Genomic DNA, 22,812 nt, shown 5'->3' on the forward strand with positions numbered 1-22,812 from the left:
CTCCTATTTTCCTTCTGCCTTCTGGAGCAGAAAATTTTTACTCGTTTTTACAATTACTTTATCAAAAATCATAAACATGGACGGCAGAATAAATACTACCACCAGCATACTGATCAAAGCGCCTCTTGCCATCAGAATACAAAGAGAACTGATCATGTCAATATCAGAATAGAATCCCACTCCGATCGTCGCCCCAAAGAAGCTAAACGCACTGACGATAATCGATTGTGCTGACGCCTTGTGAGCCGTGGTAATCGCATCGTATTTGCCTGCTCCGTGATTCCGCTCCCTCTTATAGCGGGTTGTCATCAAAATTGCATAGTCAACCGTTGCTCCAAGCTGAATCGTTCCAATTACAATAGACGCCACAAACGGAAGCTTCGTACCCGTATAATATGGAATTCCCATATTAACGAAAATAGCAAATTCAATAACACCTACCAGAATCACCGGAATGCTTGGTGACTTAAAGAGAATCAGAATAATCAGGAAAATGATTCCGATGGAAACCGCGCTGACCGTCTTGAAATCCTTATCTGTGATGCTGATCAAATCCTTCGTAAGCGGCGCTTCTCCTACCAACATAGCTCCTTTGTCATAATGATCTAAAATCCTGTTAATCTCTGCCACCTGATGATTGACCTTCTCTGATGCCACTTTATAAGTAGAATTAATCAAAATCATCTTATAGCGGTCGCTCTGCAGCATCTCTGTCACCGACTCTGGAATCATGCTTTCCGGAACCCCGGGACCAATTACCCGATCCAGGCCAAGCGCCCATTTCACACCGTCTACACTCTCAATCTTCTTTAGCATTTCCCCGGTATCTTTCGCTGACAGAGAACGATCTACCAGCAGCATATGCGTGGTATTCATATCATAATCATCTTTTAGTTTTTCATTGGCAATAATACTTGGAAGATCCTTCGGAAGCGTCTCATCCAGGTTATAGTACACTCCTACATGATTATTTCCGTAAACGGCCGGAATAAGTAAAAGCAAAAAGATCGCCACATACCAGCCATATTTTTTTGTTACCTTATCGGAAATCTTTCCAATATCCGGAAGCAGCGGTCTGTGTTTCGTCTTCTCAATCCATTTATCAAAACAAAGAATCATAGACGGAAGAATGGTTACACATGCGATCACACCAAAGATGACGCCTTTTGCCATAACGATACCGATATCTTTTCCCAGTGTAAAGCTCATAAAGCACAGTGCAATAAAGCCGGCCACCGTCGTAACAGAACTTCCGATCACAGAGGAAAAGGTCTGGGAAATTGCATGTGCCATCGCCCGTTTCTTATCTCCGTCATACCGCACCTGTTGTTCCTGGTAGCTGTGCATCAGGAAAATGGAATAGTCCATGGTAACTCCCAGCTGAAGCACGGCCGACAACGCTTTTGTTACATACGAAATCTGTCCCATGAACACATTGGATCCCAGGTTGTAAACAATCGCCATTCCAATACTAAGAAGAAACAGGATCGGTACAAATGCCGATTCCATCGTCACTGCCAGAACCAGGGTAGACAGAAGCACTGCAATTAATACGTAGATCGGTGTCTCCTTCTCAGACAATTCCTTGGTATCTTCTACTACTGCCGACATTCCACTTAGAAAGCACTGCTTTCCGGAAAGTTTTCGTATCTCCTTCACTGCATCAAGGGTCTCATCCGAGGATGTTGTATCGTCAAAGAAAATGGCCATCATCGTTCCATTTTCTGAATTAAACACTTCATAAATATCATCCGGAAGCATCTCCATCGGTACAGAAATGTCTGCCAGTGAATCATACCAAAGTACATTTGATACATGATCGACTTTCTCAATCTTATCTTTTAACGCTGCTACCTCTTTTTCTTTCATTCCATCAACCATAAACATGGAAAATGCTCCCGTTCCAAAGTCATCTACCATGATGTTCTGCCCTTGCATCGTCTCAATGTCTTCCGGCAGATACGTCAAAATATCGTAGTTAACTCTAGTATGGAGATATCCAAACACAGATGGAATCAAAAGCAGAATGCTGGCAATTAAAATCGCCACCCTGTGTTTTACCACTTGCTTTCCAAACTTAACCATAACTCATAGCTCCTTTTCTTTTATGACTATTAGTCATTTGTTACTCACTGCAATATACTACAAAAATGACCTTTAGTCAATATGTTTTTGACCAAAAGTCATTTTTTAGCTTTTCCTATTGCAATTCTCCAAAATCTCTGGTTATAATATGCCTAAGGAGTGAGTGATATTATGGGAAAAATCGACGAAAATAAGAAAAAAAAGAAAGAGGCCCTCTTTAATACAGCCTATGAGCTTTTTACCACCAAAGGGATTACCTCTACAACAATCTCAGATATTGTAGAAAAAGCAAAGGTTGCAAAAGGGACCTTCTATCTCTATTTTAAAGATAAATATGATATTAAAAACAAGCTGGTTGCCCACAAGACCCAGGAACTATTTGATGCGGCAGGACTGGCTCTTTCGGAAGCAAGAATTCACGGACTGGAAGATCAGATGATCTTTCTAATCGATCATCTGATCAACAGCCTCAAAGAAGACAAGCCTTTGTTAAACTTTATTTCCAAGAACCTGGTCATGGGAGCCCTGCGCTCTGCCCTGCTCACCGGAGAATACTCCGACGGGAAGGTCTACGAACAGTTTCTGGAACTGGTCGCTGCCGACGACCATGAATATGAGGATATCGATGTCATGCTCTTCACCATTGTAGAGCTGGCAGGGTCTGCCGGATATAATTCCATCATGTACGAAGAACCACTTCCCATCGATCATTACAAACCGTTCCTGTATCGAACGGTACGCTTAATTGTCAGAAGTCACCAAAAAGGAAATCTTCCTGATTAAGCCATTCTGGCAATACTCTCTGTAATCAATTTCTGAAATTCTGCTGCCACGCGGTCTGCCGTCTCCTGCACCTCCGCGTGGTTTAATTTTTTCTCTGACATTCCCGCTGCCAGATTGGTAATGCAGGAAATCCCGCACACTTCCAGTCCCATATGTCTGGCCGCCATAGCTTCGCACGCCGTGCTCATTCCCACCGCATCTGCGCCCCAGCTTCTGAACATCCGAATCTCTGCCTTTGTTTCGTATGCCGGACCGGTCGTCTGTACATACACTCCTTCTTTTAAAGAAATGGAAAGCATTCCGGCCGCCTCCTTTACTGCCTCCTGCATCCTGCGGCTGTACACTTCACTCATATCCGGAAATCTTGATCCTAACTGATCTATATTTGCCCCAATCAGCGGACTTGGCACCGCTGTTGTGATATGGTCTGTAATCAGCATCAGATCCCCCGGATGATAATCAAAATTCACACCGCCTGCTGCGTTCGTCAAAATCACTTTTTTTGCGCCAAGCATTCCCATCACCCGAATGGGAAGGACGACATCTGCCATGGAATATCCTTCGTAATAGTGCACCCGGCCCTGCATTGCCACCACTGGGACAATTCCCACATACCCGAATACAAACCTCCCCTTATGTCCAGCCACCGTAGACATCGGGAACCCTTCAATCTCCCGATACTCCACCGTCTGTTCAATCCGAATCGTATCTGCATAGTCTCCGAGTCCGGAGCCCAATACCAATGCAATCTGCGGCTGAAAGTCCGTTTTCCTTTGAACTGCTTTCACGCAGGATTCCAATTTTTCATAAATTTCATTCATATTTTTTTGCTTCCTTTCCTCTCTTATCCATCTACCATCCATATTATATTTCATTGAATCAAAGAAGCTTCGCAAGCATCGAAGTTCCAATGGTTCCTTCTGGCATCTCTATCTGAAAGTTCTCTGCGATGGTAGCGCCAATCGCCGCAAAGCTCTTCCCCTCTTCCAGCCTTCCGCCTTCCTTTATTCTCCGGGAATAGGAAAGAAACGGCACGTACTCCCTGGTATGATCGGTACCCTTGTACGTAGGATCATTCCCATGGTCTGCTGTCAGGATCAACAAATCATCTTCTCGAAGTCTGTCAAGCAAAACGCCTAAATTCCGATCAAACTTCTCGATCTCCTTTCCATAGCCTTCCACGTCCCTTCGGTGTCCCCACAGAGCATCAAAATCCACCAGGTTTACAAAGCAAAGGCCACAAAACTCCTGATCACAGACTTCCAGTGTCTGCTCCATTCCATGCACAGAACTGTCCGAATGATACGCCTTCGTAATCCCTTCTCCGCAGAAAATATCGTTAATCTTTCCAATACCGATCACATCCAGATCTGCATCCTTCAATGCATTTAAAACCGTCCTTCCTGTAGGTTTTAACGCATAATCACGACGGTTGCTGGTACGGTGAAATTCGCCCCGTTTCTTTCCCACGTAAGGTCTTGCAATCACACGTCCCACTCGCCATTCATCCTTCATGGTAATCTCTCTGGCAATCTCGCAGCATCGATATAAATTGGCAAGATCGAACGTCTCTTCATTTCCGCAGATCTGCATCACGGAATCTGCCGACGTATAGACAATCATGGCTCCTGTCTGAATCTCTTCTTCTCCCAGTTCTTCAATAATTGCCGTACCACTTGCACTCTTATTCCCAATAACACGCCTGCCGCAGCGTCTCTCAAGCTCCTGAATCAATTCCGGCGGAAATCCATTTTCCGTAAACGTCCGAAAGGGCTTTTCCGTCCGAAGCCCCATCATCTCCCAATGACCGGTCATGGTATCCTTGCCGTTGCTGGCTTCCGCAAACCTCGCATAACGCCCGATGGGACGTTCTTCTTCCTTCATTCTGCCGCCAGGATGAAGATTCACAAGTCCCAGTTTTTGAAGATTTGGAATCTTAAGCGTCTCCATTTTCTCCAGAATATGACCAAATGTATCTGCTCCTTCATCCCCAAAGGCTGCCGCATCCGACATCGCCCCAATTCCCAAAGAATCCAGTACAATTAAAAATATTCTCCGATATGCCTTCATGTGCCATCACCTCTCTACCGTCTTTGCCTGTTAAAGTTTTCCAATCTATCATAGAGCTCTTTTCGCATCGGTTCGTCCACGAATGCTGTGGTCGCTGCATTTTTCATACACCTTAGGATCTGTTCATTCGTCACCTGATACTGCTTTTGAATCCACGCGAATTCTTTCGTAAGAGACGTATTGCTCACCGTCCGGTTATCCGTATTAATGGTTACCAGAAGTCCGGCATCCAAAAATTCCTGAAGCGGATAAACAGACGCATCCGGTACCGCTTTCGTCTGAAGATTGCTGAGCGGACACATTTCCACTCCAATCTGTCCTTCCCTCATCTTCCTTTGTACTTCTTTGTTCCTGCGCATAGCAATTCCATGACCGATTCGTTTTGCACCAACTGCGGCTGCATCCAGAATATTTTCCACACTTCCACACTCGCCTGCATGAATCGTAAATGGCATTCCAAGTTTTCTCGTCTCCTGAAAAAGCTCCGCGAACTGTTTCATTGGATATTGGGCTTCCGCTCCTGCAAGATCCGCTGCACATACTCCTTTTCCAAGAAATTCCCTGGCAGAACGAATCATCTCATAATTTTCTTCAAAGCTATGGTGACGCATCGCACAGACAATCACATTGTAAGCAACATGATACTTTTCTTCCCCACGCTTCAGCCCTCGAAGCAGCGATTTGATTACCGTTTTTACATCCATATGATCGTTCACCGAAAGAAGCGGTGCAAACCTGATTTCTGCGTAGATGACGTTCTCCTTAGCCATCGTTCGAAGGACATCTTCTCCTGCCTCTTCTAAGCCTTCCTCATCCTGCAGACAGGACAGAGGAAGTGAAAACTTCTCCAGATACTCAGAAAGGCTTTGACAGTCTTCCTGCACGCAGAGTTCCCTTTGGCTGACAGACCGCCCAAGCCTTCGTTCTATATATTCCTGACTGAGAGAACCATCTAAATGACAGTGGAGTTCAATCTTCGGCAATCTTCTCAATTCTTCTGCTGTCATATTCCTCTCTCCCTTCCCAGATTCTTGGGTCCAAATCCCATCGGAAGTAATTCTCTCAATGTAAAAATCCGGTAATGTTCCCGGTCTATGGCCAGGATAATCTGAAACTGATCCGGCTCGCAAAATTCCATCATTACCTGGCGGCAGACACCGCAAGGCGCCGTATAATCTGCCGGCACGCCGTCTGCTCCGCCTACGATACAGATCCCAGAGAATTCTCGTTCTCCTTCACTGACCGCCTTGAAAAACGCGGTTCTCTCTGCACAGTTCGTGGGAGTATAAGCAGCATTTTCTATATTGCAGCCTGTGTAATATCTGCCATCCTTCGTTAACAGCGCCGCTCCTACCCGGAAGCCGGAATAGGGCGCGTAAGATTTGGAAAGCTGTTCAAGCGCCAGTGTAATCATTTTCTCAATCTGCATCTTAGAAAGCATTTTTCTCCCCACCTTCCCGGTCCTTTTGAATCATTTCCCGGATAGCTTCTACCGCTGTCTGGATAGCCAGATCCGTATCATGTACCACAGGATTTTCCATTCCCAACTTCTCCCGTTCCTGATTCGCAATCACCAGAAAGCAGGCTCCTGCCCGTACGTGAAGATAACTTGCCACCGTAAAAAGCGCTGCCGACTCCATCTCGGAAGCCAGACACCCTAACCGTTTCCAGGCTTCCCACTTCTGCATCAATTCATAGCCAACCGGCTTCGTTTCCGGTTCATGCTGTCCGTAAAAGGAATCCTTACTCTGCACCACACCTGTATGAAAGGAAAGCCCCTTCTTCTTCGCCGCCTGCAAAAGTGCATTCGTTACTTCAAGATCCGGAACGGCCGGAAACTCAATTGGTGCAAATTCCCGGCTGGTACCTTCCATCCGAATGGCGCCGGTAGCAATCACAATGTCCCCGCTTTTCACCTGCGGCTGCATGCCTCCGCAGGTTCCTATCCGCACAAACGTGTCTGCTCCGCAGTGATACAGTTCTTCCATAGCAATGGCCGCCGATGGTCCGCCAATTCCCGTTGATGTGACGCTGACCTTCTCGCCATCCAACATCCCCGTATAGGTAACATATTCCCGGTTGTCCGCAATTAACACCGGATTCTCCAAATACTGTGCAATCTTCACACACCGCTTCGGATCTCCCGGCAGTATCACATAACGTCCAACCTCTCCTTTCGACACCTGAATATGGTATTGTCTTTCTGCATCTTCCGAGTAATTCTTCATACAATCAACTCCTTTAGCACTATCCTTTTTAAGCTCTTTCCCCATCATCCTTCTGTCTTATAGTGTACCACAAAAGCGAAAAATCTACCATTCTTTTCGCTCCAGGAAGCAGATCGAGATCTTCATCGAAGTCAGCCCTGCCACGCACCAAAAGATACCAAGTCCCAGCACAATCACAGCACCCGACAGCTGTTCTACCTTACGAATCAGGTTAAGAACGCCCATAAGTTCTCCATCCTGCGTCAGCTTCATTACGAGATAGAAACCAAGGAAAAATACTGCCATAATCACGATAAAACCGATTCTTCCCTTCTCTACACCAAATTTAATCTCGATTGGGAACGCAATACTTAAGAACAGCACACAAATCGTAATCGATGACAATCCGGTTGCACCAATTGTCACAAGATCCACGGACTGCCCTTTGATCACACTTGCACCTATTGCCAGCACAGTAGAAACTGTCAGAGCAATAAGACAGGTAAGCAGCCCAAAAAGATATTTCTCTCTTACATAGGTTTTCCGGCTAAACGGCAAGGTAAACAAATAAACCGCGCCATTGTCAAATTCATCATAACTAAAAGACGTAATGGCAAACATAGAAAACATCATGGTAATATAACTGATTGCAAAATAAGGGGCATCCCAGGTAATCAAAAAGATCAGCCCCACAACTGCCATAACCATAAAAAACGATTTCTGATTCTTCATTAATTTCAAATCTTTGATTAACAATCCCTTCATGATCTGTCACCTCTTACCATCATCATAATCAACTCATCGATACTTCCCTTCTCCACAACGATATCCGGATAATTTTCCTGATAAAACTGTTTCTCATTCGTCAGGCAGCTATATCCAAAGGTTTCCTTTCTGGATCGAAGCACATAGGTCTTATCAAGACGCTCATACTGCTTCCCGTCAACCTTTAAGAGTCCATATTCATTCAATAGCGTATCCGTCTCCTCATGGAGAATCACCTGTCCATGATCAATCATATAAATATCATCACAAAAATCTTCCAAATCGCTGGAAATGTGGGAACTGATTAAAATCGCACGCCCTTCTATCTCCATATATTCCCGCAGCATCGTTAGCATCTCATCTCTTGCCAGCACGTCAAGCCCTGCCGTTGGTTCATCTAAGATCAAAAGATCTGCATGATGCGAAATTGCGGCCAGCACCTGTAGTTTCCGCTTCATCCCTGTTGAAAACTCTTTGATCTTCTTCGTCATAGGCAGTTCAAATCTGCGGCACTGCTCTTCAAAATAGGTCTGATCAAATTGATGATACATGGCCTTTAAAACCGGTATCAGATCCCGTATACTTAAGTATCCGCTAAATCCCGAATCTGCCAGTACCACTCCAAGCCGTTCCTTATCTTCCGGTGTTATCTCCTCCGGCCGTTTCCCGAACAGCTCCACCATTCCGCTCTCTGTGCGAATCAGTCCCAGCACAGCCTTGAATGTCGTACTCTTTCCTGCTCCATTCGCCCCAATCAACCCGGTAATCATTCCTGGCTTCACAGTCAGGGAACAGTCCAGATGAAAATCCTTATACTGTTTTTTTACATGTTCCAATTTTAACATTTTTAATCCTCCAAAATAATCTCAAACAGCTGCTTTAACTCTTCCCTGCTCATTCCACAACTTCTGCCTTTTCGGATCGCCGTCTCCAGATCTGCTTCCACTTCTTTCCTTTTTTCTTCCAGCATCACATTCTGATTGGCAAATGCCACAAAGCTTCCTTTCCCATGAACGGTAACGATCAGCCCTTCTTCTGTTAAAACATCATACGCTTTCTTTACCGTCAAAGCGCTGACCTTTAAATCCTTTGCCATTCCCCGAACCGACGGAAGCGGAGTATTTTCTTCCAATTCTCCCCTCATCACCATTCCTTTAATCTGATCTACGATCTGCTCATAAATCGGCTGCATGGAAGAATGATTTATAATCAACTTCATTTTTTCCCTCCTTTTCTATAAACAGCATATAACAGTTCACATCTGTTGTCAACTGTTATGTGCTGTTTATTTTCAATTTTTCTCCATCGGACGAATACTTCACATGAAACAATTCCATTTTACAGACAAAAAAGGACACCTGCCATCTGCAAAGTGTCCCTCTTCTTCGTTCTATATTCTATATCTTGTAGTTTGCCTAACAAACTCTGTGAATCCAGCCTTCCGGCGCTTCAATATGTCCCATCTGAATGCCTGTCAGCGTATCATAAAGCTTCTTTGTCACCGGTCCCATCTCATCCATACCGCTTGGGAAACAGATCTCTTTTCCATGATCTACCACCTTGCCAACCGGAGAGATGACTGCCGCTGTTCCGCAAAGTCCGCACTCTGCGAACTCTTTCACTTCATCAAAGTATACTTCCCGCTCTTCTACTTCCATTCCCAGGTAATGCTCTGCCACATACATTAGAGAACGTCTTGTAATCGATGGCAGAATGGTGGAAGACTTTGGCGTTACCAGTTTCTGATCTTTGGTAATAAAGATAAAGTTGGCGCCTCCTGTCTCTTCTACTTTGGTTCTGGTTGCTGCATCCAGGTACATATTCTCGTCGTATCCCTGGCTGTGAGCCTCCATAATTGCGTACAAACTCATGGCATAATTAAGACCCGCTTTTACGTGACCTGTTCCATGCGGCGCTGCACGGTCATAATCACAGACGCGAATGGTAATCGGCTTTGCACCCCCTTTAAAGTAAGGTCCAACCGGAGTCGTAAATACACGGAACTGATATTCATCCGCCGGTTTTACACCGATAACTGGATTGGATCCAAACATATAAGGACGGATATACAAGGTTGCTCCTGAACCATACGGCGGAACAAACGCCTTATTCGCCTCTACCACTTTGTGTACCGCCTCTAAGAAACGCTCTTCCGGGAATGCCGGCATCATAAGTCTCTTTGCTGAATCCGCCATTCTCTTTGCATTCAGATCCGGACGGAACATCACGATATGCCCATCTTCTGTCGTATATGCCTTTAAGCCTTCAAAACAAGTCTGTGCATACTGAAGTACACCCGCACACTCGTTAATCACAACATTTGCATTATCTGTTAAAAGTCCCGCATCCCATTTTCCATCTTTATAATTGGAAACGAAACGCTTCTCGGTCTCCATATATGAAAATCCCAAATTTGACCAGTCAATCGCTTTCTTTTCCATAAGTTCCACTCTCCTTCATCCTTCTACAGCTAATTTTAAATCTGAAGTTATTATAATACCATCGTTTTTAAAATTCAAGAGTGCGCTCTGTTTTTTACAGAAAATTTTAAATCCAAAATTTCAAATTACCGCTCCATCATGCTGATAGATTCAATTCCAACACTTCCTCCGCGTACCACTTCAATGCTGTCAAACTCTTCTTTCATCAGCTTAATCACCGCATCATTCTTCGTTCCGGTCTGCACAAATTCCAAAAGAACACTGTCCTTCCCATAATCAATGACCTTCGCCTTGAACGTCTCTGCGATCTGGAAGCACTCTACCTTATCTTCCGGTGTACATCTGCGCACTTTAACATACAGAATCTCTTTCATCCGAACAAACACGTCTGTAAAATCTATTACTTTGATGACTTCTACCATACGGTTTAACTGCTTTTTGATCTGTTCAAACGTCTCATTATCACTAACCGTTGCAATCGTCATCCTTGACACGGTAGGATCTTCCGTTGTTCCTACCGTCAAGCTGTCCAAATTATAAGATTTCCCTGAGAACAGACCGGAGATCTTAGAAAGAACTCCTACCTGGTTCTCTACATACAGAGAAATCCAGCGCTTTTTCATTCCATTTCCATTCATATGCCCATCCTCCTTAACAATCCAGAATCATCTCTTTGAGCGTTCCACCCGGCTGAATCATTGGATAAACCAGATCTTCCGGATCAATCTCAAATTCAATAACCACTGGTGTCTTCTGGCTCTTCATCGCCTCGCGAAAAGCCGGTTCAATGTCTTCCTTTCTCGTTACCCGGATTCCTTTTGCGCCATAACTTTCCGCCAGCTTCATAAAATCAGGCGTATAAGTCGGACACTCTACCTCTCCGCATCTTCCTCTGCAGGCAGCTCCGGAACGCAGACAGGTCATGGAATATCTCTTTCCATAGAACAGTTTCTGCCACTGACGCACCATTCCCAAATTGCTATTATTAAAGACACAGGAAATAATCGGCAGTTCTTCCAACACTGCTGTGGCCAGCTCCTGGCTGTTCATCTGCATTCCGCCGTCTCCGGAAATCGAAATAACCGGTGTATCCGGATTCCCGATCTTTGCACCAATGGCGCCTGGAAGTCCATACCCCATCGTTCCAAGTCCACCGGACATATAGAGCCTCTTCTTCTCATTCAATTCAATAAACTGCGCGGTAAACATCTGATGCTGACCTACATCGGTAATAATAATCGCCTCATCAAAAAGACGATTGATTGTCTGAATCACATCTTCTGGCGTCATAATCGGCTTTTTCTTCATCTCCATCGGATGCTCCTGCTTCCAGGAGTCAATCTGAGAAATCCATGCTTCTGTCTCACATTCTGCAGCGTATTCCCGCATTTTCTCAAGGGCTTCCTTCGCATCTGCTACAATCGGCACATCAACCTGCACATTTTTGGAAATTGCCGCCGTATCAATATCAATGTGGACAATCTGCGCATTCGGTGCGAATGAATGCAGTTTTCCGGTAATTCGATCATTGAATCTTGTTCCGATTGAGAACAGAAGATCACACTCATTGACCGCCATATTGGCTGCATAAGCGCCATGCATCCCCAGATTTCCAATATAAAGCGGATTCGTTGTTGGAATTGCCCCCCGCCCCATTACTGTCGTCACAACCGGAACCTTCGTCTGATTCACCACCTCGGTAAACAACGCTCCTGCACGGGAAATATTCACACCGCCTCCAGCCAAGAACAGGGGACGTTTTGCCTTTCCAAGCATCTTAATCGCCCGTTTCATCTGACCAATATGGACATGTGTATTCGGTTTGTATCCCCGGATATTTACTTCTTCCGGATATTCATTGCTTCCCAGCTCTCCCATTACATCCTTAGGAAGGTCTACCAGTACCGGCCCCGGCCTTCCGCTTCTCGCAATGTAGAAAGCCTCTTTCAAAATCCGCCCCAGATCCTCTCTTCTTCTTACGGTTACTCCGTACTTCGTAATGCTTCTGGTAATACCGACAATGTCTACTTCCTGAAAGGCATCGTTTCCAATCAAATGCCTTGCCACCTGCCCGGTAAAGCAGACAAGCGGTACGCTGTCATAATAAGCTGTCGCAAGTCCGGTTACCAGATTGGTTGCTCCCGGCCCGCTTGTCACCAGACAGACACCTACTTTCCCAGTCGATCTTGCATAAGCATCTGCTTCATGTACCAGCGCAACTTCCTGACGCGGAAGAATCACCTTCGTGTAATCCTGCTTATACAATTCATCACTGATATCGATCGTACAGGCTCCGGGATAACCAAAAATGGTATCTACCCCTTCTTCTTTCAATGCCTTTACCAATAACTTATTTCCACTGATTTTCTTCATATTCTCTACCCTCCATCAAAAGCTCTCATCAAAAAAGTTCCGTATCTTCTTTGCAATCGCCGCCCAGGAAATCCGGCTGACATCCGCCGCCTTTTTTGTCTCTGTCTGAATACTTGCAAATAGTGCATCTGCAAGATTTTTCTCGAACACAGGAAGACTTTCTTCTACTGCTTCATCCGTATTTTGCATCTTTGGCATCGGTACATAACGAACAAATGCCCCACTCGTATTAGATTCAATCCAATCTCGAATTCCCGGAAGATCCGTCACTACCACCCGGTCACCGCAGGCCAGTGCTTCAATGACCGTTAACGGCAGACCGTCAAAAAAGGAGGGAAGCACAAACACATCGCTCTGATTATAAACTTTGGCAAGCTCTGGCTGTGAAAGTCTTCCCAGAAACCGAACCGGATACGGACACTTAGACGCAAGATCCTGAATCTGTCGAAACTCCGTTTCATTTCCCGCACTTCCGGCAAGCAGAACTTCCAACTCTTCCCGCTTATATGGCAGATAAGAAAGACTCTTTATCAGGCTTTTTACCCCTTTTTTCTCTGCAATCTTCCCGGCAAATACAAGTCTGGTAATCCCATCTTCCGGCTTTTTCCCCATCACGTGGAATACATCCTTATTATATCCCATCCCAAGAATCTTGATCTGTTCTTCCGGCATATCATAAATCTTCTGCACGCCCTGCTTTTGTGCACTTTGAGGAACAAAGATATGATCCAGCTTCCGAATCTGCTCCCGAATATAACTGCGCTTCAAATCTGTCTTCTGCATCTGTCTAAGGTCAGTATTATGACAGAAGCCATAGATCGCATGCGATGGAAATCGTTCCCGAATCAGAGCAGTCAGTAGATACAGGTGATGACACAAAATCAGATCCGGACGGAACTCTCTTACCGCTTTTTCTGCTACTTCCAGAAATGCCTCTTCAAACTGCCGCGTCATCGTTTCCGTAAGATCGCAATACCGGATACTTTGATACGGCATCTCATCCGACATTCCCACGACAGGAAATGGCAGCCTCTCGCTTTCAAACAGAACCGGATACCATGCTGTCCCTTCCGGAAGCTCCACCTGGTCTTCCCGCGTAACACCTGCAATTACCGCCTGCGTACACCCTGACTTTGCAAATTCCTTTACAAGCTCCGTCAGATAGATCCCACTTCCGGTGCTGCTTGGCTTCTGTGCAGTAATACTCAATATCCTCATTACTTCCTTGCGTTCCTTTCGTAAATCGTAAAATAATATTCCAAATTAAAACAAGTCTGTTCTTCACTGATCTTTGTCATCGTCCACTCCGGATCCTCATCCAGATTCGGGAAGTAGGTGTCCGCATCGTAAGCATGATCAATCTTTGTCACCAGCGCCTTCTCACAGTACGGAAGCATAGCGCGGTAGATGCTCTCTCCGCCAATGACGTAAATCTCTCCTTCATACTTTTTCGCTTCTTCCATCGCCTCTTCAATACTGTGCACGATAAGCGCATCCTTCACTTTATAATTTGGATTCTTAGTAATCACAATATTGGTACGGTTTTTCAATGGCTGTCCCTGAGGAAAACTCTCCAGCGTCTTTCTTCCCATAATAACAATATTTCCCTTTGTGGTCTCCCGAAAATACTTCATATCCGCCGGAATACTCCACATTAATTTATTATTTTTCCCAATGGCCCAGTTCTTGTCCACTGCTACAATCAAATTCATCTTTGCATTTCCTCCTTTTTGTCCTTTTCGTCTTCTATATTGCTACCGGAATATTTTTAATCTGCTCGTGTGTCTCATAGTCAATCAGCTTTACATCATCCCGCGTAAACTCATAGAAATTCTTGACTTCCGGATTCAACCAGAATTTCGGCGCCGGAAGAGGCTTACGGCTAATCAGCTCCTCGATCATCGGAATATGACGGTCATAAATATGAGCATCTGCAATCACATGTACAAATTCTCCCACCTTCATGTCGGAAACCTGTGCCATCATATGAAGAAGCACCGCATACTGGCACACATTCCAGTTATTCGCTGCCAGCACATCATTGGAACGCTGATTTAAAATTCCGTTCAAGGTCAGCTTCTCGCTTCCCGGCTCCTTGGTCACATTAAAAGTCATGCTGTATGCACACGGATACAGATTCATCTCATGGAGATCCTGATGCACATAGATATTCGTCATAATCCGGCGGCTATAAGGATTGTTCTTCAAATCATAGAGCACTCGATCTACCTGATCAAACATTCCTTCCTTATACTCATGCTTTACTCCCATCTGATATCCATAGGCCTTTCCGATGGAGCCATCTTCATCCGCCCAGCTATCCCAGATATGGCTGTGAAGATCGTTAATGTTATTGGATTTCTGCTGCCAGATCCAAAGCAGTTCATCGGTACAGCTCTTAATGGCTGTGCGCCGAAGCGTAAGCGCCGGAAATTCTTTTGACAGATCATAGCGGTTGATGACTCCGAACTTCTTCACTGTATAAGCCGGTGTTCCATCCTCCCACACCGGGCGTACCTTCTCACCTCTGGTATCTGTCCCATTGTCAATTATATCTCTGCACATATCAATAAAGACTCTGTCTGCATAACTCATTTGCTTGCCCTCCTGTCCCTTATTCCATACATTATGCAACCATTTTACCATGTTTGTCCCAATAAAAAAAGAGGGATTCCTCCCTCTTCCACATTTCTCCTCTTCCCTATTTGCAGCACGTAAGCATAGCCTCCAGCGCATTAGCACTGCTGCTGTGCGACCGCTCCACACGGATATTGTAACGCTCTGCCTCTTTCAGCGCACAGCGAACCATCTTGTGCGCCACCGTAGAGGTGAACAGGATAATCAAATCCGGCCGGCCAATCTGCGTCTTTAGATTTCCTGACATTCTTGTAAATACCTTTGCCTTACATTGGTGCTTCCTGCATATCTGCTTGTACTGCTGTTCCATCCTCTCGTTGCCGCCTATAATTACAACACTCATCCGAACCTTCCTTTCCTGCCGCTAGTCATTTCCCTTTGGATTCCCGATTCCATATCTGTCATGCCAGACCATTCCTACGCCGCATGACAGACAATTTCACACATTCTCTTTCCTGTCAGAAATTCATTCACCGCACTTGTCTTCGCCTTGTCATAAGCCAAAAATATCATTCTTGCCCGCTCAGGATTCTCATAAACCTTCCAATATCCCGTCAAAAGACTTCCCTTTCCTTCCTGCCGGATAAACCCTCTGACATCCTCCACCGGATAATCTAAAAATGCTCCGATTTCGTGGGGAAAACAAATATGATTTCCGGAATATTCACAGACTCTATGTGCCAGCCTCTCAAGCACCCTCTCAAGCCACTCTTCTTCCATTTCATCCGCATTTAACGTTCCGACTCTTCCTTCTTCGTCTCTCTCCATATCATACGCATATCCATATTCCCTTAAAAAAGAGGCGACATCTCGCCGTTTCAGATATCGAATCAAAGACTTTCTTCGATAAAAATACACCAGACTTTTCCCCTTACGGGATGCCAGCACAAAATATTGAATCCCTGTTTCTTCTAAAGCTTCTTCCAATTCCTCACACTGCGATGCTTCCAGATTCATCACACAGGCAACTTTGATTCCTTTTAAAAACGGCGCGCCCTGCAGAATCATCCGAAACTGCAGCCTTCTCCTGATATCTTCATTGGAAAGCATGTATGATATAACTTCTACCGGCATTTTAATTCCCTCCTTTTATTTGATTATGATTATCATTTGCATTAATATTATCATAGACGAATTGCCTTGGCAAGAACTATTTTTCTAATACGGATATCTGAATACATAAAAAAGACCCCTATGCTTAACATAAGAGTCTTTCCATTCTTTTCTGCTTTTATTCATACGGACACTTTCATGGATCTTCAAACCATATTAATTACGGATCTGAAATATTATACAACACCTGATCCAGCATCCGTTCCAATGCCGCGACCTCCTTCTTACTCATACCAAGAGTCAGCATCTTGTCGATCTTCTTGCGGTCTGTCTCCATCCTTCGCTGGATATCATAGGCTTTTTCTGTCAAATAAATATTCTTGCATCTGCGGTCCTTATTACTTGGAATAATCAAGATATATCCTTTCTCATCCAGACGTTTTAACAACCCGGTTACGGTAGGATTCTTAAGGCTTAACGCTTTCTCAATATCCTTTTGGTTGACCGCTTCCTTACTGCTATGGAACAAATAATCCAAAACCGCGCACTGAGAGGATGTAATGCCTAACTTTTTCAGTCGGTTATTGCATTCTTTCTCATATACGTTATTAATCTGTTTGATCACAAACCCAATGGGCACCCTCTCTTTCATCCGCTCCTCCTACTTAAGATCTGGCAGTGCTTCCCACCTCTGAAAATACCCGCGCACGGGAAAGAATTTTCGCCACCGAATAATACAGCACAATCTCAATTGGAAGCATAATCAGCTGCTTTACTGCTCTCGCCGGAAATAAAGCAGCATAAGTGTCTCCATAGAGAATGGTCATCCAATAAGTGTTAAGAAACAGATTGATTAAGATCGTCACCGTCGTATTGGCCATGATAATCCGCTTTAAGCTAAGCGGCTTCCGATACAGGAACATTCCATAAATAACAGACGCCAGCATGGCGCTGATGGTGAGTCCTGGGAAAAACGCTCCTACCGGCTTAATGATAAAAGAAATAATATCAGCCAAAGCCGCAACCACACACCCCACTCCGGGGCCAAAAAGCATAGCCGTTAATTCCTTTGGCAGGAAATCAAAGCCAAGCCTCAAAAAGTCTGTCAGCTGCAGGCGGTAAAAGCCCAATACCACGGTAATCGCCAGCAGCATAGATGCCGCCACCATGGTTTTCATGCTTCTCAACTCTTGAAAGGAATCTGTAAATTGAGTTCTTAGTTTCTTCATAAAAAATACCTCCTTTGCAGTAGTCCTTAATGCTACGCATAAGCAGGTATATACACTGTCTATGTGTAGCAGCGGGATGCGGAACATGTACCGCAAACAATCCATTGCTGATTGCTTTTCGTCCCTCCGGCAACTCCCCGTCCGACTGGCACTTAACGCACATCTTCCTACTCTGCTTTTCTTTATTCTATTATTACACACACATTCTAGCACACTCTGTTTTATAACTCAACCCTTTTCATCCGGCGAAGTTCTCACAACATTTCATTTTGCGAAGCTCTCGCAGCGCATATCCAATTGCCACCAGTGCCGCCGCTGCGTCTGCAATCGGTCCTGCATACATGACACCGTCAATTCCCATAAGAATCGGGAAAATAATAATCAGCGGCAAAAGGAAAATCACCTGTCTTGTTAAGGACACCACAATTCCAAGCTGCGCCTTCCCGATCGAGGTGAAAAATCCCGACGACATAGGCTGAATTCCATTGATAAACGTCATCAGCATATAGATGCGCAGATAACGCTCTGCAAAGTGAAAATATGCCTCACTTCCCCCTCCGAAGATTCCCACGATAGATCGCGGGAAAATTTGGAAACACAGGCAGAAAATAATCCCCGTCAGCAATGCTACCCGAAACGCCAATCCATAGGCCTTCCGCACCCGGTCATATTTTCCGGCTCCGTAATTATATCCCCAGATTGGCTGACATCCCTGGGAGATTCCGATACAAATTGCCATAAAAACCATATTCACCTTGGAAATCACACCCACACAAGCCAATGGAATATCCGTTCCATAAGAAGACAACGCACCATAATGGCGCAAAGTATTGTTCATCGTAATCTGAACGACTGCCATAGAGACCTGATTGATGCAGGACGCCATACCAAGGGATGCAATTGCCCGAACGAAATCGCCCTTCGGACGAAGCATAGAAAGCGTCAGTTCCATATTCCGCACCTTCCAGAAATACACAATCACCATCATGCCGGATACCATCTGACCAATCACCGTCGCCCACGCTGCACCTTTAATCCCCCAATTGCAGCCAAAGATAAACAACGGATCCAAGATCGTATTTAAAATGGCACCTGTCAGCATACACATCATGGAATACGTCGGGCTTCTGTCCGCCCGGATCAAATGATTGCCTCCCGTCGTCAACACCAGAAACGGAATTCCAACGGCCGTAATCCCGGTATAGTCCTGCGCATAAGGAAGCACCTCCGGCGTGACGCCAAAGAGCTCCAGGAGAGGGTTTAGGAACACCCCTACAATGATAGATATGATGACTCCACATATTACCAGGAGCGAAAGACCTGTCGCAGCAATCTGACATGCTTTCTTTCCCTGTCCCGCTCCCATCTCCAGATTAAAATTAGACGCACTTCCGATTCCCAAAAGCAGCGCTGTAGCCGTACAGATAATCGATACCGGAAATGCAATGTTCGTAGCTGCATTTCCCAGCATTCCCACTCCCTGCCCAATAAAAATCTGATCCACGATATTGTAAAGAGAGCTTACCAGCATACTGATAATGGCTGGTATTGAAAATTTTGCCATCAACCTTCCAATCCGTTCTGTTGCCAGCGGATTTGCTTCTTCTACTCTTTCACTCATGTTCTAACCTGCTTTTTCCAGTTTCTTACTCTTTCTTTAATATTCCCGGATCACACTGCTGATCTCTCTTGTGGTCTCCATATCCCGAAGATGCATCAGTGCATCTTCCATATGATATTCTTTCACCGGCTCTGTGACGATCACAAGTTCTGCAACTCCATCTGTAATTCTTTTCTGAATCACCTTTGAAATACTTACCTTGTGTACACCAAATACGCTCGCAATTGCCGCTAATACCCCCGGCTTATTGTCTACCTGCATCCGAAGGAAGAACTTATTCTTAATATCACGGAAATCCTTTATCTTCGTCGTCCGGTAACAGGTACAGCTGATCCGCCCCGTACAGTGGTACTGGATATCCCGGATCACATCGATCACATCACCCATCACAGCACTGGCTGTAGGGAATTCACCGGCGCCACGCCCATAGAACATCACATCGTCAACCGCGTCTCCATGCACAAACACTGCATTAAAAGAATCCCGAACAGATGCCAGCGGATGGTTCTGATCAATCAGCATCGGATATACCGCCACTTCGATTCCACCTTCTGTATTATGCGCAACACTCAAAAGCTTAATCACACTTCCGAATTCTTTCGCATAACTGATATCTCTGCTGGAAATTTTCGTAATTCCTTCTGTATAAACATCCTGAAATGTCACACGTGAATGGAATGCAATTGAAGACAGAATCGCTGCCTTTCTTCCTGCGTCCAGCCCCTCTACATCCGCCGTAGGATCTGCTTCTGCATAACCATACTCCGTTGCCTTTGCAAGCGCTTCCTCAAAATCCATTCCATCTTCAAACATTTTGGTCAAAATATAATTGGTGGTTCCATTCATAATTCCCACCACTTCTGTAATCTCATTGGCTGCAAGGCACTGTTTCATCGGACGAATAATCGGAATTCCTCCAGCCACAGCAGCCTCAAACAGGAAATCCACCCCATGTTCTTCAGCCGCATCCAGAAGTTCCCTTCCATGCTCCGCTACCAGATCTTTATTCGCAGTTACCACGTTCTTCCCAGCGCGAAGAGCTTCTAGAATCCGGGTTCTGGCTGGTTCAATTCCACCCATCACTTCTATGATCAGCTCGATCTCATCATCCATGATAATCTCTTCCCACTGATCTGTCAGAAGCGCGGGATCCACGCCTTTTCTCTCTTTATTTCTATCACGCACCAAAATCCTAGTAATCTCAAATCTTGCTCCCGTCTTCGACTCCATCTCTTCTTTCTGACGTTTTGCCAGTTTATAGACACCTGCGCCCACCGTTCCAAATCCAAGAAGTCCTGCTTTTATTATCTTATGTTCGGCCATTGCACTCGCACTCCTTTTCCAAATATTTTCTAAAAGTATAGCATAAAACAGGGCAATCTGCACGGCAGAATTATTTTTTCATTTTTTTCAGAAAAAGTGTTGACATCCATCTTTTCTTGTAGTATAGTATTCATTGTTCTGAGGAACACAAACGACACAGAACAACACAAAACATCAAATGCGACAGTGGCTCAGTTGGTAGAGTACGACCTTGCCAAGGTCGGGGTCGCGGGTTCGAACCCCGTCTGTCGCTCTCAAAAAACACTTGGAAAATTCCAAGTGTTTTTTATTTTATACCGAATGAAAACTTTTATAATTATGTCAGTTCTCTTCCATCCATACACAAAGAGGCGGCTCCCACTTTGGAAACCGCCTCTTTGCGATATTTACTCTTTTATCTTTCTATTTTTACTCTACGCTTTCTTCTTCACCTTCGCCCAGAGCCAGTCCCAGCTCTTCCAACTGTTTTTCGTCCACCACGTTTGGCGCTTCTGTCATCAGACAGGATGCATCCTTCACTTTCGGGAACGCAATGACATCACGGATACTGTCCTCTTTTGCCATCAGCATTACCATACGGTCCAGTCCGTAAGCAAGTCCTGCGTGAGGCGGAACTCCATATTTAAATGCATCTAAGAGGAAACCGAAACGGTCATAAGCTTCTTCTTTAGAGAAGCCAAGTGCCGCAAACATTCTCTCCTGTACGTCATCCTGGAAGATTCGTACACTTCCTCCGCCGATCTCATTTCCATTCAGCGTAATGTCATAGGCTTTCGCGCGTACGCGTCCCGGTTCACTTTCCAGATATGGCAGGTCTTCTTCCATCGGCATGGTAAATGGATGATGCATCGCCACATAACGGTTCTGCTCTTCACTCCACTCCAAAAGCGGGAATTCTGTAATCCACAGGAACTTATACTCATCCTTGCGAAGAAGGTCCATCTGTTTTGCCAGCTCCAGACGCAGATTTCCTAACACATCCCATACCACTTTATTCTTATCTGCGGCGAAAAGAAGCAGGTCTCCTGATTCTCCGCCCATGGCATCAATCAATGCCTTCATCTCTTCCTCTGTCATAAATTTTGCAAAGGAGGATTTCACTGTCCCGTCATTTTGAATTGCAATATAAGCAAGTCCCTTTGCGCCATAATCCTTCGCAAAGCTTACCAGCTTATCAATCTTCTTTCTTGGCATCTCGCCCTGGCCTTTGGCGTTGATTCCCCGAACCGTTCCGCCATTCTCGATTGCCCCTTTAAACACTACGAACTCGCTGTCCTTCACAACTTCTGTCACATCCGTAAGCTCCATGCCAAAACGGGTATCCGGCTTATCGGAGCCATAACGATCCATGGCCTCCTGCCAGGTCATACGCGGAATTGGAAGCGGCACTTCCACATCAAGGACATCTTTAAAGAGTTTTGCCAGCAGGCGTTCATTCACGTCAATCACATCGTCCACGTCTACAAAGGACAATTCCATATCAATCTGTGTAAACTCCGGCTGACGGTCTGCACGCAGATCCTCGTCACGGAAACACTTTGCAATCTGGAAATACCGATCACATCCAGAACACATCAGCAGCTGCTTGAACAGCTGCGGAGACTGTGGAAGTCCATAGAAATTACCTGGATGCACACGGCTTGGCACCAGATAATCTCTGGCTCCTTCCGGAGTACTCTTTCCAAGAATCGGAGTCTCAATCTCCAAAAATCCTTCCTCAGCAAGGAACTGTCTCGTCAATGTTGCCACTCTGCTTCGAAGCAGCAGATTCTTCTGCATATCCGGACGTCTCAAATCCAGATAACGATATTTCAGTCGAATCTCTTCCTTCGTCTTGGAATTTTCTTCGATCGGGAACGGAGGCGTCTCTGCCTCAGACAGCACCCGAAGCTCGGATGGAATCACTTCAATATCTCCGGTAGACAGATTTTCGTTGACTGCTCCAGAACGTTTTGCTACCTTTCCTACAATTGCCACTACATACTCTGCACGAAGCTTTGCTGCCTTTTCAATCAACGCTGCGTCCGTACTTCCTTCTTCAAATACCACCTGGATCAGCCCAGAACGGTCTCTGACATCAACGAACACCAGTCCGCCTTTGTTTCGATTCTTCTGTACCCATCCCATAATCGTCACGTTCTCGCCTACGTTTGCCGCAGACAATTCTCCACATCTGTGACTTCTCTTTAAGCCTTTCATTGACTCTGCCATTTTTCTTTACGTCT

Annotated in this window: 23 protein-coding genes, 1 tRNA gene and 1 riboswitch; of the genes, 2 read left to right on the plus strand and 22 right to left on the minus strand. The window is 45.2% G+C overall.

Annotated features, from left to right (window positions below):
* Positions 1-3: 3 nt before the first annotated feature.
* Positions 4-2,085 carry an efflux RND transporter permease subunit gene (locus C0979_RS03200; RefSeq protein WP_101694608.1) on the minus strand — a complete coding sequence of 694 codons (2,082 nt, stop codon included), beginning with the start codon at positions 2,083-2,085 and terminating at the stop codon, positions 4-6.
* Between the two features lie 171 nt (positions 2,086-2,256).
* Here C0979_RS03200 and C0979_RS03205 point away from each other — a divergent pair, with 171 nt between their 5' ends.
* Positions 2,257-2,868 (plus strand): TetR/AcrR family transcriptional regulator, encoded by a 612-nt coding sequence (locus C0979_RS03205; RefSeq protein ID WP_101694609.1) that lies wholly within the window; start codon positions 2,257-2,259, stop codon positions 2,866-2,868.
* Here C0979_RS03205 and C0979_RS03210 read toward each other — a convergent pair.
* The 20 genes from C0979_RS03210 to C0979_RS03305 form a co-directional block, all read right to left on the minus strand.
* Complete coding sequence (locus tag C0979_RS03210; RefSeq protein ID WP_101694610.1) at positions 2,865-3,689, minus strand: purine-nucleoside phosphorylase; 825 nt, start codon at positions 3,687-3,689, stop codon at positions 2,865-2,867. The two genes, C0979_RS03205 and C0979_RS03210, sit on opposite strands and share 4 nt — an antisense overlap.
* A gap of 58 nt (positions 3,690-3,747) precedes the next feature.
* Entirely contained in the window at positions 3,748-4,938 is a 1,191-nt protein-coding gene (locus C0979_RS03215; protein WP_101694611.1) for a phosphopentomutase, read from the minus strand.
* A gap of 14 nt (positions 4,939-4,952) precedes the next feature.
* The gene (gene add / locus C0979_RS03220) at positions 4,953-5,945 is read right to left on the minus strand and encodes an adenosine deaminase (protein WP_101694612.1); all 993 of its coding nucleotides are present in this window, start codon (positions 5,943-5,945) and stop codon (positions 4,953-4,955) included.
* Positions 5,942-6,379, minus strand: coding sequence for a cytidine deaminase (locus C0979_RS03225; RefSeq protein WP_101694613.1), 438 nt, complete (start codon positions 6,377-6,379; stop codon positions 5,942-5,944). Before C0979_RS03225 ends, add begins: the two co-directional genes overlap by 4 nt.
* Positions 6,369-7,166, minus strand: coding sequence for a uridine phosphorylase (gene udp / locus C0979_RS03230; protein ID WP_101694614.1), 798 nt, complete (start codon positions 7,164-7,166; stop codon positions 6,369-6,371). Before udp ends, C0979_RS03225 begins: the two co-directional genes overlap by 11 nt.
* An 84-nt stretch (positions 7,167-7,250) precedes the next feature.
* On the minus strand, positions 7,251-7,910 hold the full coding sequence (locus C0979_RS03235; RefSeq protein WP_101694615.1) for an ABC-2 transporter permease: 660 nt from the start codon (positions 7,908-7,910) through the stop codon (positions 7,251-7,253).
* Positions 7,907-8,755, minus strand: a complete 849-nt coding sequence (locus C0979_RS03240; RefSeq protein ID WP_101694616.1) for an ABC transporter ATP-binding protein — start codon at positions 8,753-8,755, stop codon at positions 7,907-7,909. The genes C0979_RS03235 and C0979_RS03240 overlap by 4 nt, the downstream gene beginning before the upstream one ends.
* Before the next feature lie 2 nt (positions 8,756-8,757).
* Positions 8,758-9,129 carry a GntR family transcriptional regulator gene (locus tag C0979_RS03245; RefSeq protein ID WP_101694617.1) on the minus strand — a complete coding sequence of 124 codons (372 nt, stop codon included), beginning with the start codon at positions 9,127-9,129 and terminating at the stop codon, positions 8,758-8,760.
* 196 nt (positions 9,130-9,325) lie between these two features.
* On the minus strand, positions 9,326-10,351 hold the full coding sequence (locus C0979_RS03250) for a branched-chain amino acid aminotransferase (RefSeq protein ID WP_101694618.1): 1,026 nt from the start codon (positions 10,349-10,351) through the stop codon (positions 9,326-9,328).
* Positions 10,352-10,476: 125 nt separating this feature from the next.
* Positions 10,477-10,989 carry an acetolactate synthase small subunit gene (ilvN, locus tag C0979_RS03255; protein WP_101694619.1) on the minus strand — a complete coding sequence of 171 codons (513 nt, stop codon included), beginning with the start codon at positions 10,987-10,989 and terminating at the stop codon, positions 10,477-10,479.
* 13 nt (positions 10,990-11,002) lie between these two features.
* Positions 11,003-12,724 (minus strand): biosynthetic-type acetolactate synthase large subunit, encoded by a 1,722-nt coding sequence (gene ilvB, locus C0979_RS03260; protein ID WP_101694620.1) that lies wholly within the window; start codon positions 12,722-12,724, stop codon positions 11,003-11,005.
* 15 nt (positions 12,725-12,739) lie between these two features.
* A complete protein-coding gene (locus C0979_RS03265; protein ID WP_101694621.1) occupies positions 12,740-13,942 on the minus strand; it encodes a glycosyltransferase family 4 protein in 1,203 nt (400 codons plus the stop codon).
* Positions 13,942-14,436, minus strand: coding sequence for a dihydrofolate reductase (locus C0979_RS03270; protein ID WP_101694622.1), 495 nt, complete (start codon positions 14,434-14,436; stop codon positions 13,942-13,944). Before C0979_RS03270 ends, C0979_RS03265 begins: the two co-directional genes overlap by 1 nt.
* A 34-nt stretch (positions 14,437-14,470) precedes the next feature.
* On the minus strand, positions 14,471-15,319 hold the full coding sequence (thyA, locus tag C0979_RS03275; RefSeq protein ID WP_101694623.1) for a thymidylate synthase: 849 nt from the start codon (positions 15,317-15,319) through the stop codon (positions 14,471-14,473).
* Positions 15,320-15,425: 106 nt separating this feature from the next.
* Positions 15,426-15,704: a DUF2325 domain-containing protein gene (locus C0979_RS03280; protein ID WP_101694624.1), complete on the minus strand. Its 279-nt coding sequence runs from the start codon at positions 15,702-15,704 to the stop codon at positions 15,426-15,428.
* A 74-nt stretch (positions 15,705-15,778) separates the two neighbouring features.
* Positions 15,779-16,435 carry a DUF3793 family protein gene (locus tag C0979_RS03285; RefSeq protein WP_101694625.1) on the minus strand — a complete coding sequence of 219 codons (657 nt, stop codon included), beginning with the start codon at positions 16,433-16,435 and terminating at the stop codon, positions 15,779-15,781.
* A 199-nt stretch (positions 16,436-16,634) separates the two neighbouring features.
* Complete coding sequence (locus C0979_RS03290; protein WP_101694626.1) at positions 16,635-17,066, minus strand: MarR family winged helix-turn-helix transcriptional regulator; 432 nt, start codon at positions 17,064-17,066, stop codon at positions 16,635-16,637.
* Between the two features lie 13 nt (positions 17,067-17,079).
* Positions 17,080-17,643: a folate family ECF transporter S component gene (locus C0979_RS03295; RefSeq protein WP_101694627.1), complete on the minus strand. Its 564-nt coding sequence runs from the start codon at positions 17,641-17,643 to the stop codon at positions 17,080-17,082.
* Between the two features lie 67 nt (positions 17,644-17,710).
* Positions 17,711-17,820: riboswitch (THF riboswitch) on the minus strand.
* Between the two features lie 61 nt (positions 17,821-17,881).
* A complete protein-coding gene (locus tag C0979_RS03300) occupies positions 17,882-19,264 on the minus strand; it encodes an MATE family efflux transporter (RefSeq protein ID WP_101694628.1) in 1,383 nt (460 codons plus the stop codon).
* Positions 19,265-19,300: 36 nt separating this feature from the next.
* Positions 19,301-20,587 carry a homoserine dehydrogenase gene (locus C0979_RS03305; protein ID WP_101694629.1) on the minus strand — a complete coding sequence of 429 codons (1,287 nt, stop codon included), beginning with the start codon at positions 20,585-20,587 and terminating at the stop codon, positions 19,301-19,303.
* 180 nt (positions 20,588-20,767) lie between these two features.
* On the opposite strand from C0979_RS03305, the gene C0979_RS03310 reads away from it, so the two are divergent.
* Positions 20,768-20,840, plus strand: a tRNA-Gly gene (locus C0979_RS03310).
* A gap of 155 nt (positions 20,841-20,995) precedes the next feature.
* Here the strand turns inward: C0979_RS03310 and aspS are convergent.
* Positions 20,996-22,798 (minus strand): aspartate--tRNA ligase, encoded by a 1,803-nt coding sequence (gene aspS / locus C0979_RS03315; RefSeq protein WP_101694630.1) that lies wholly within the window; start codon positions 22,796-22,798, stop codon positions 20,996-20,998.
* Between the last annotated feature and the right edge of the window lie 14 nt (positions 22,799-22,812).

The sequence above is a fragment of the Dorea phocaeensis genome, from assembly GCF_900240315.1.
GTDB classification, from domain to species: domain Bacteria; phylum Bacillota; class Clostridia; order Lachnospirales; family Lachnospiraceae; genus Dorea_B; species Dorea_B phocaeensis.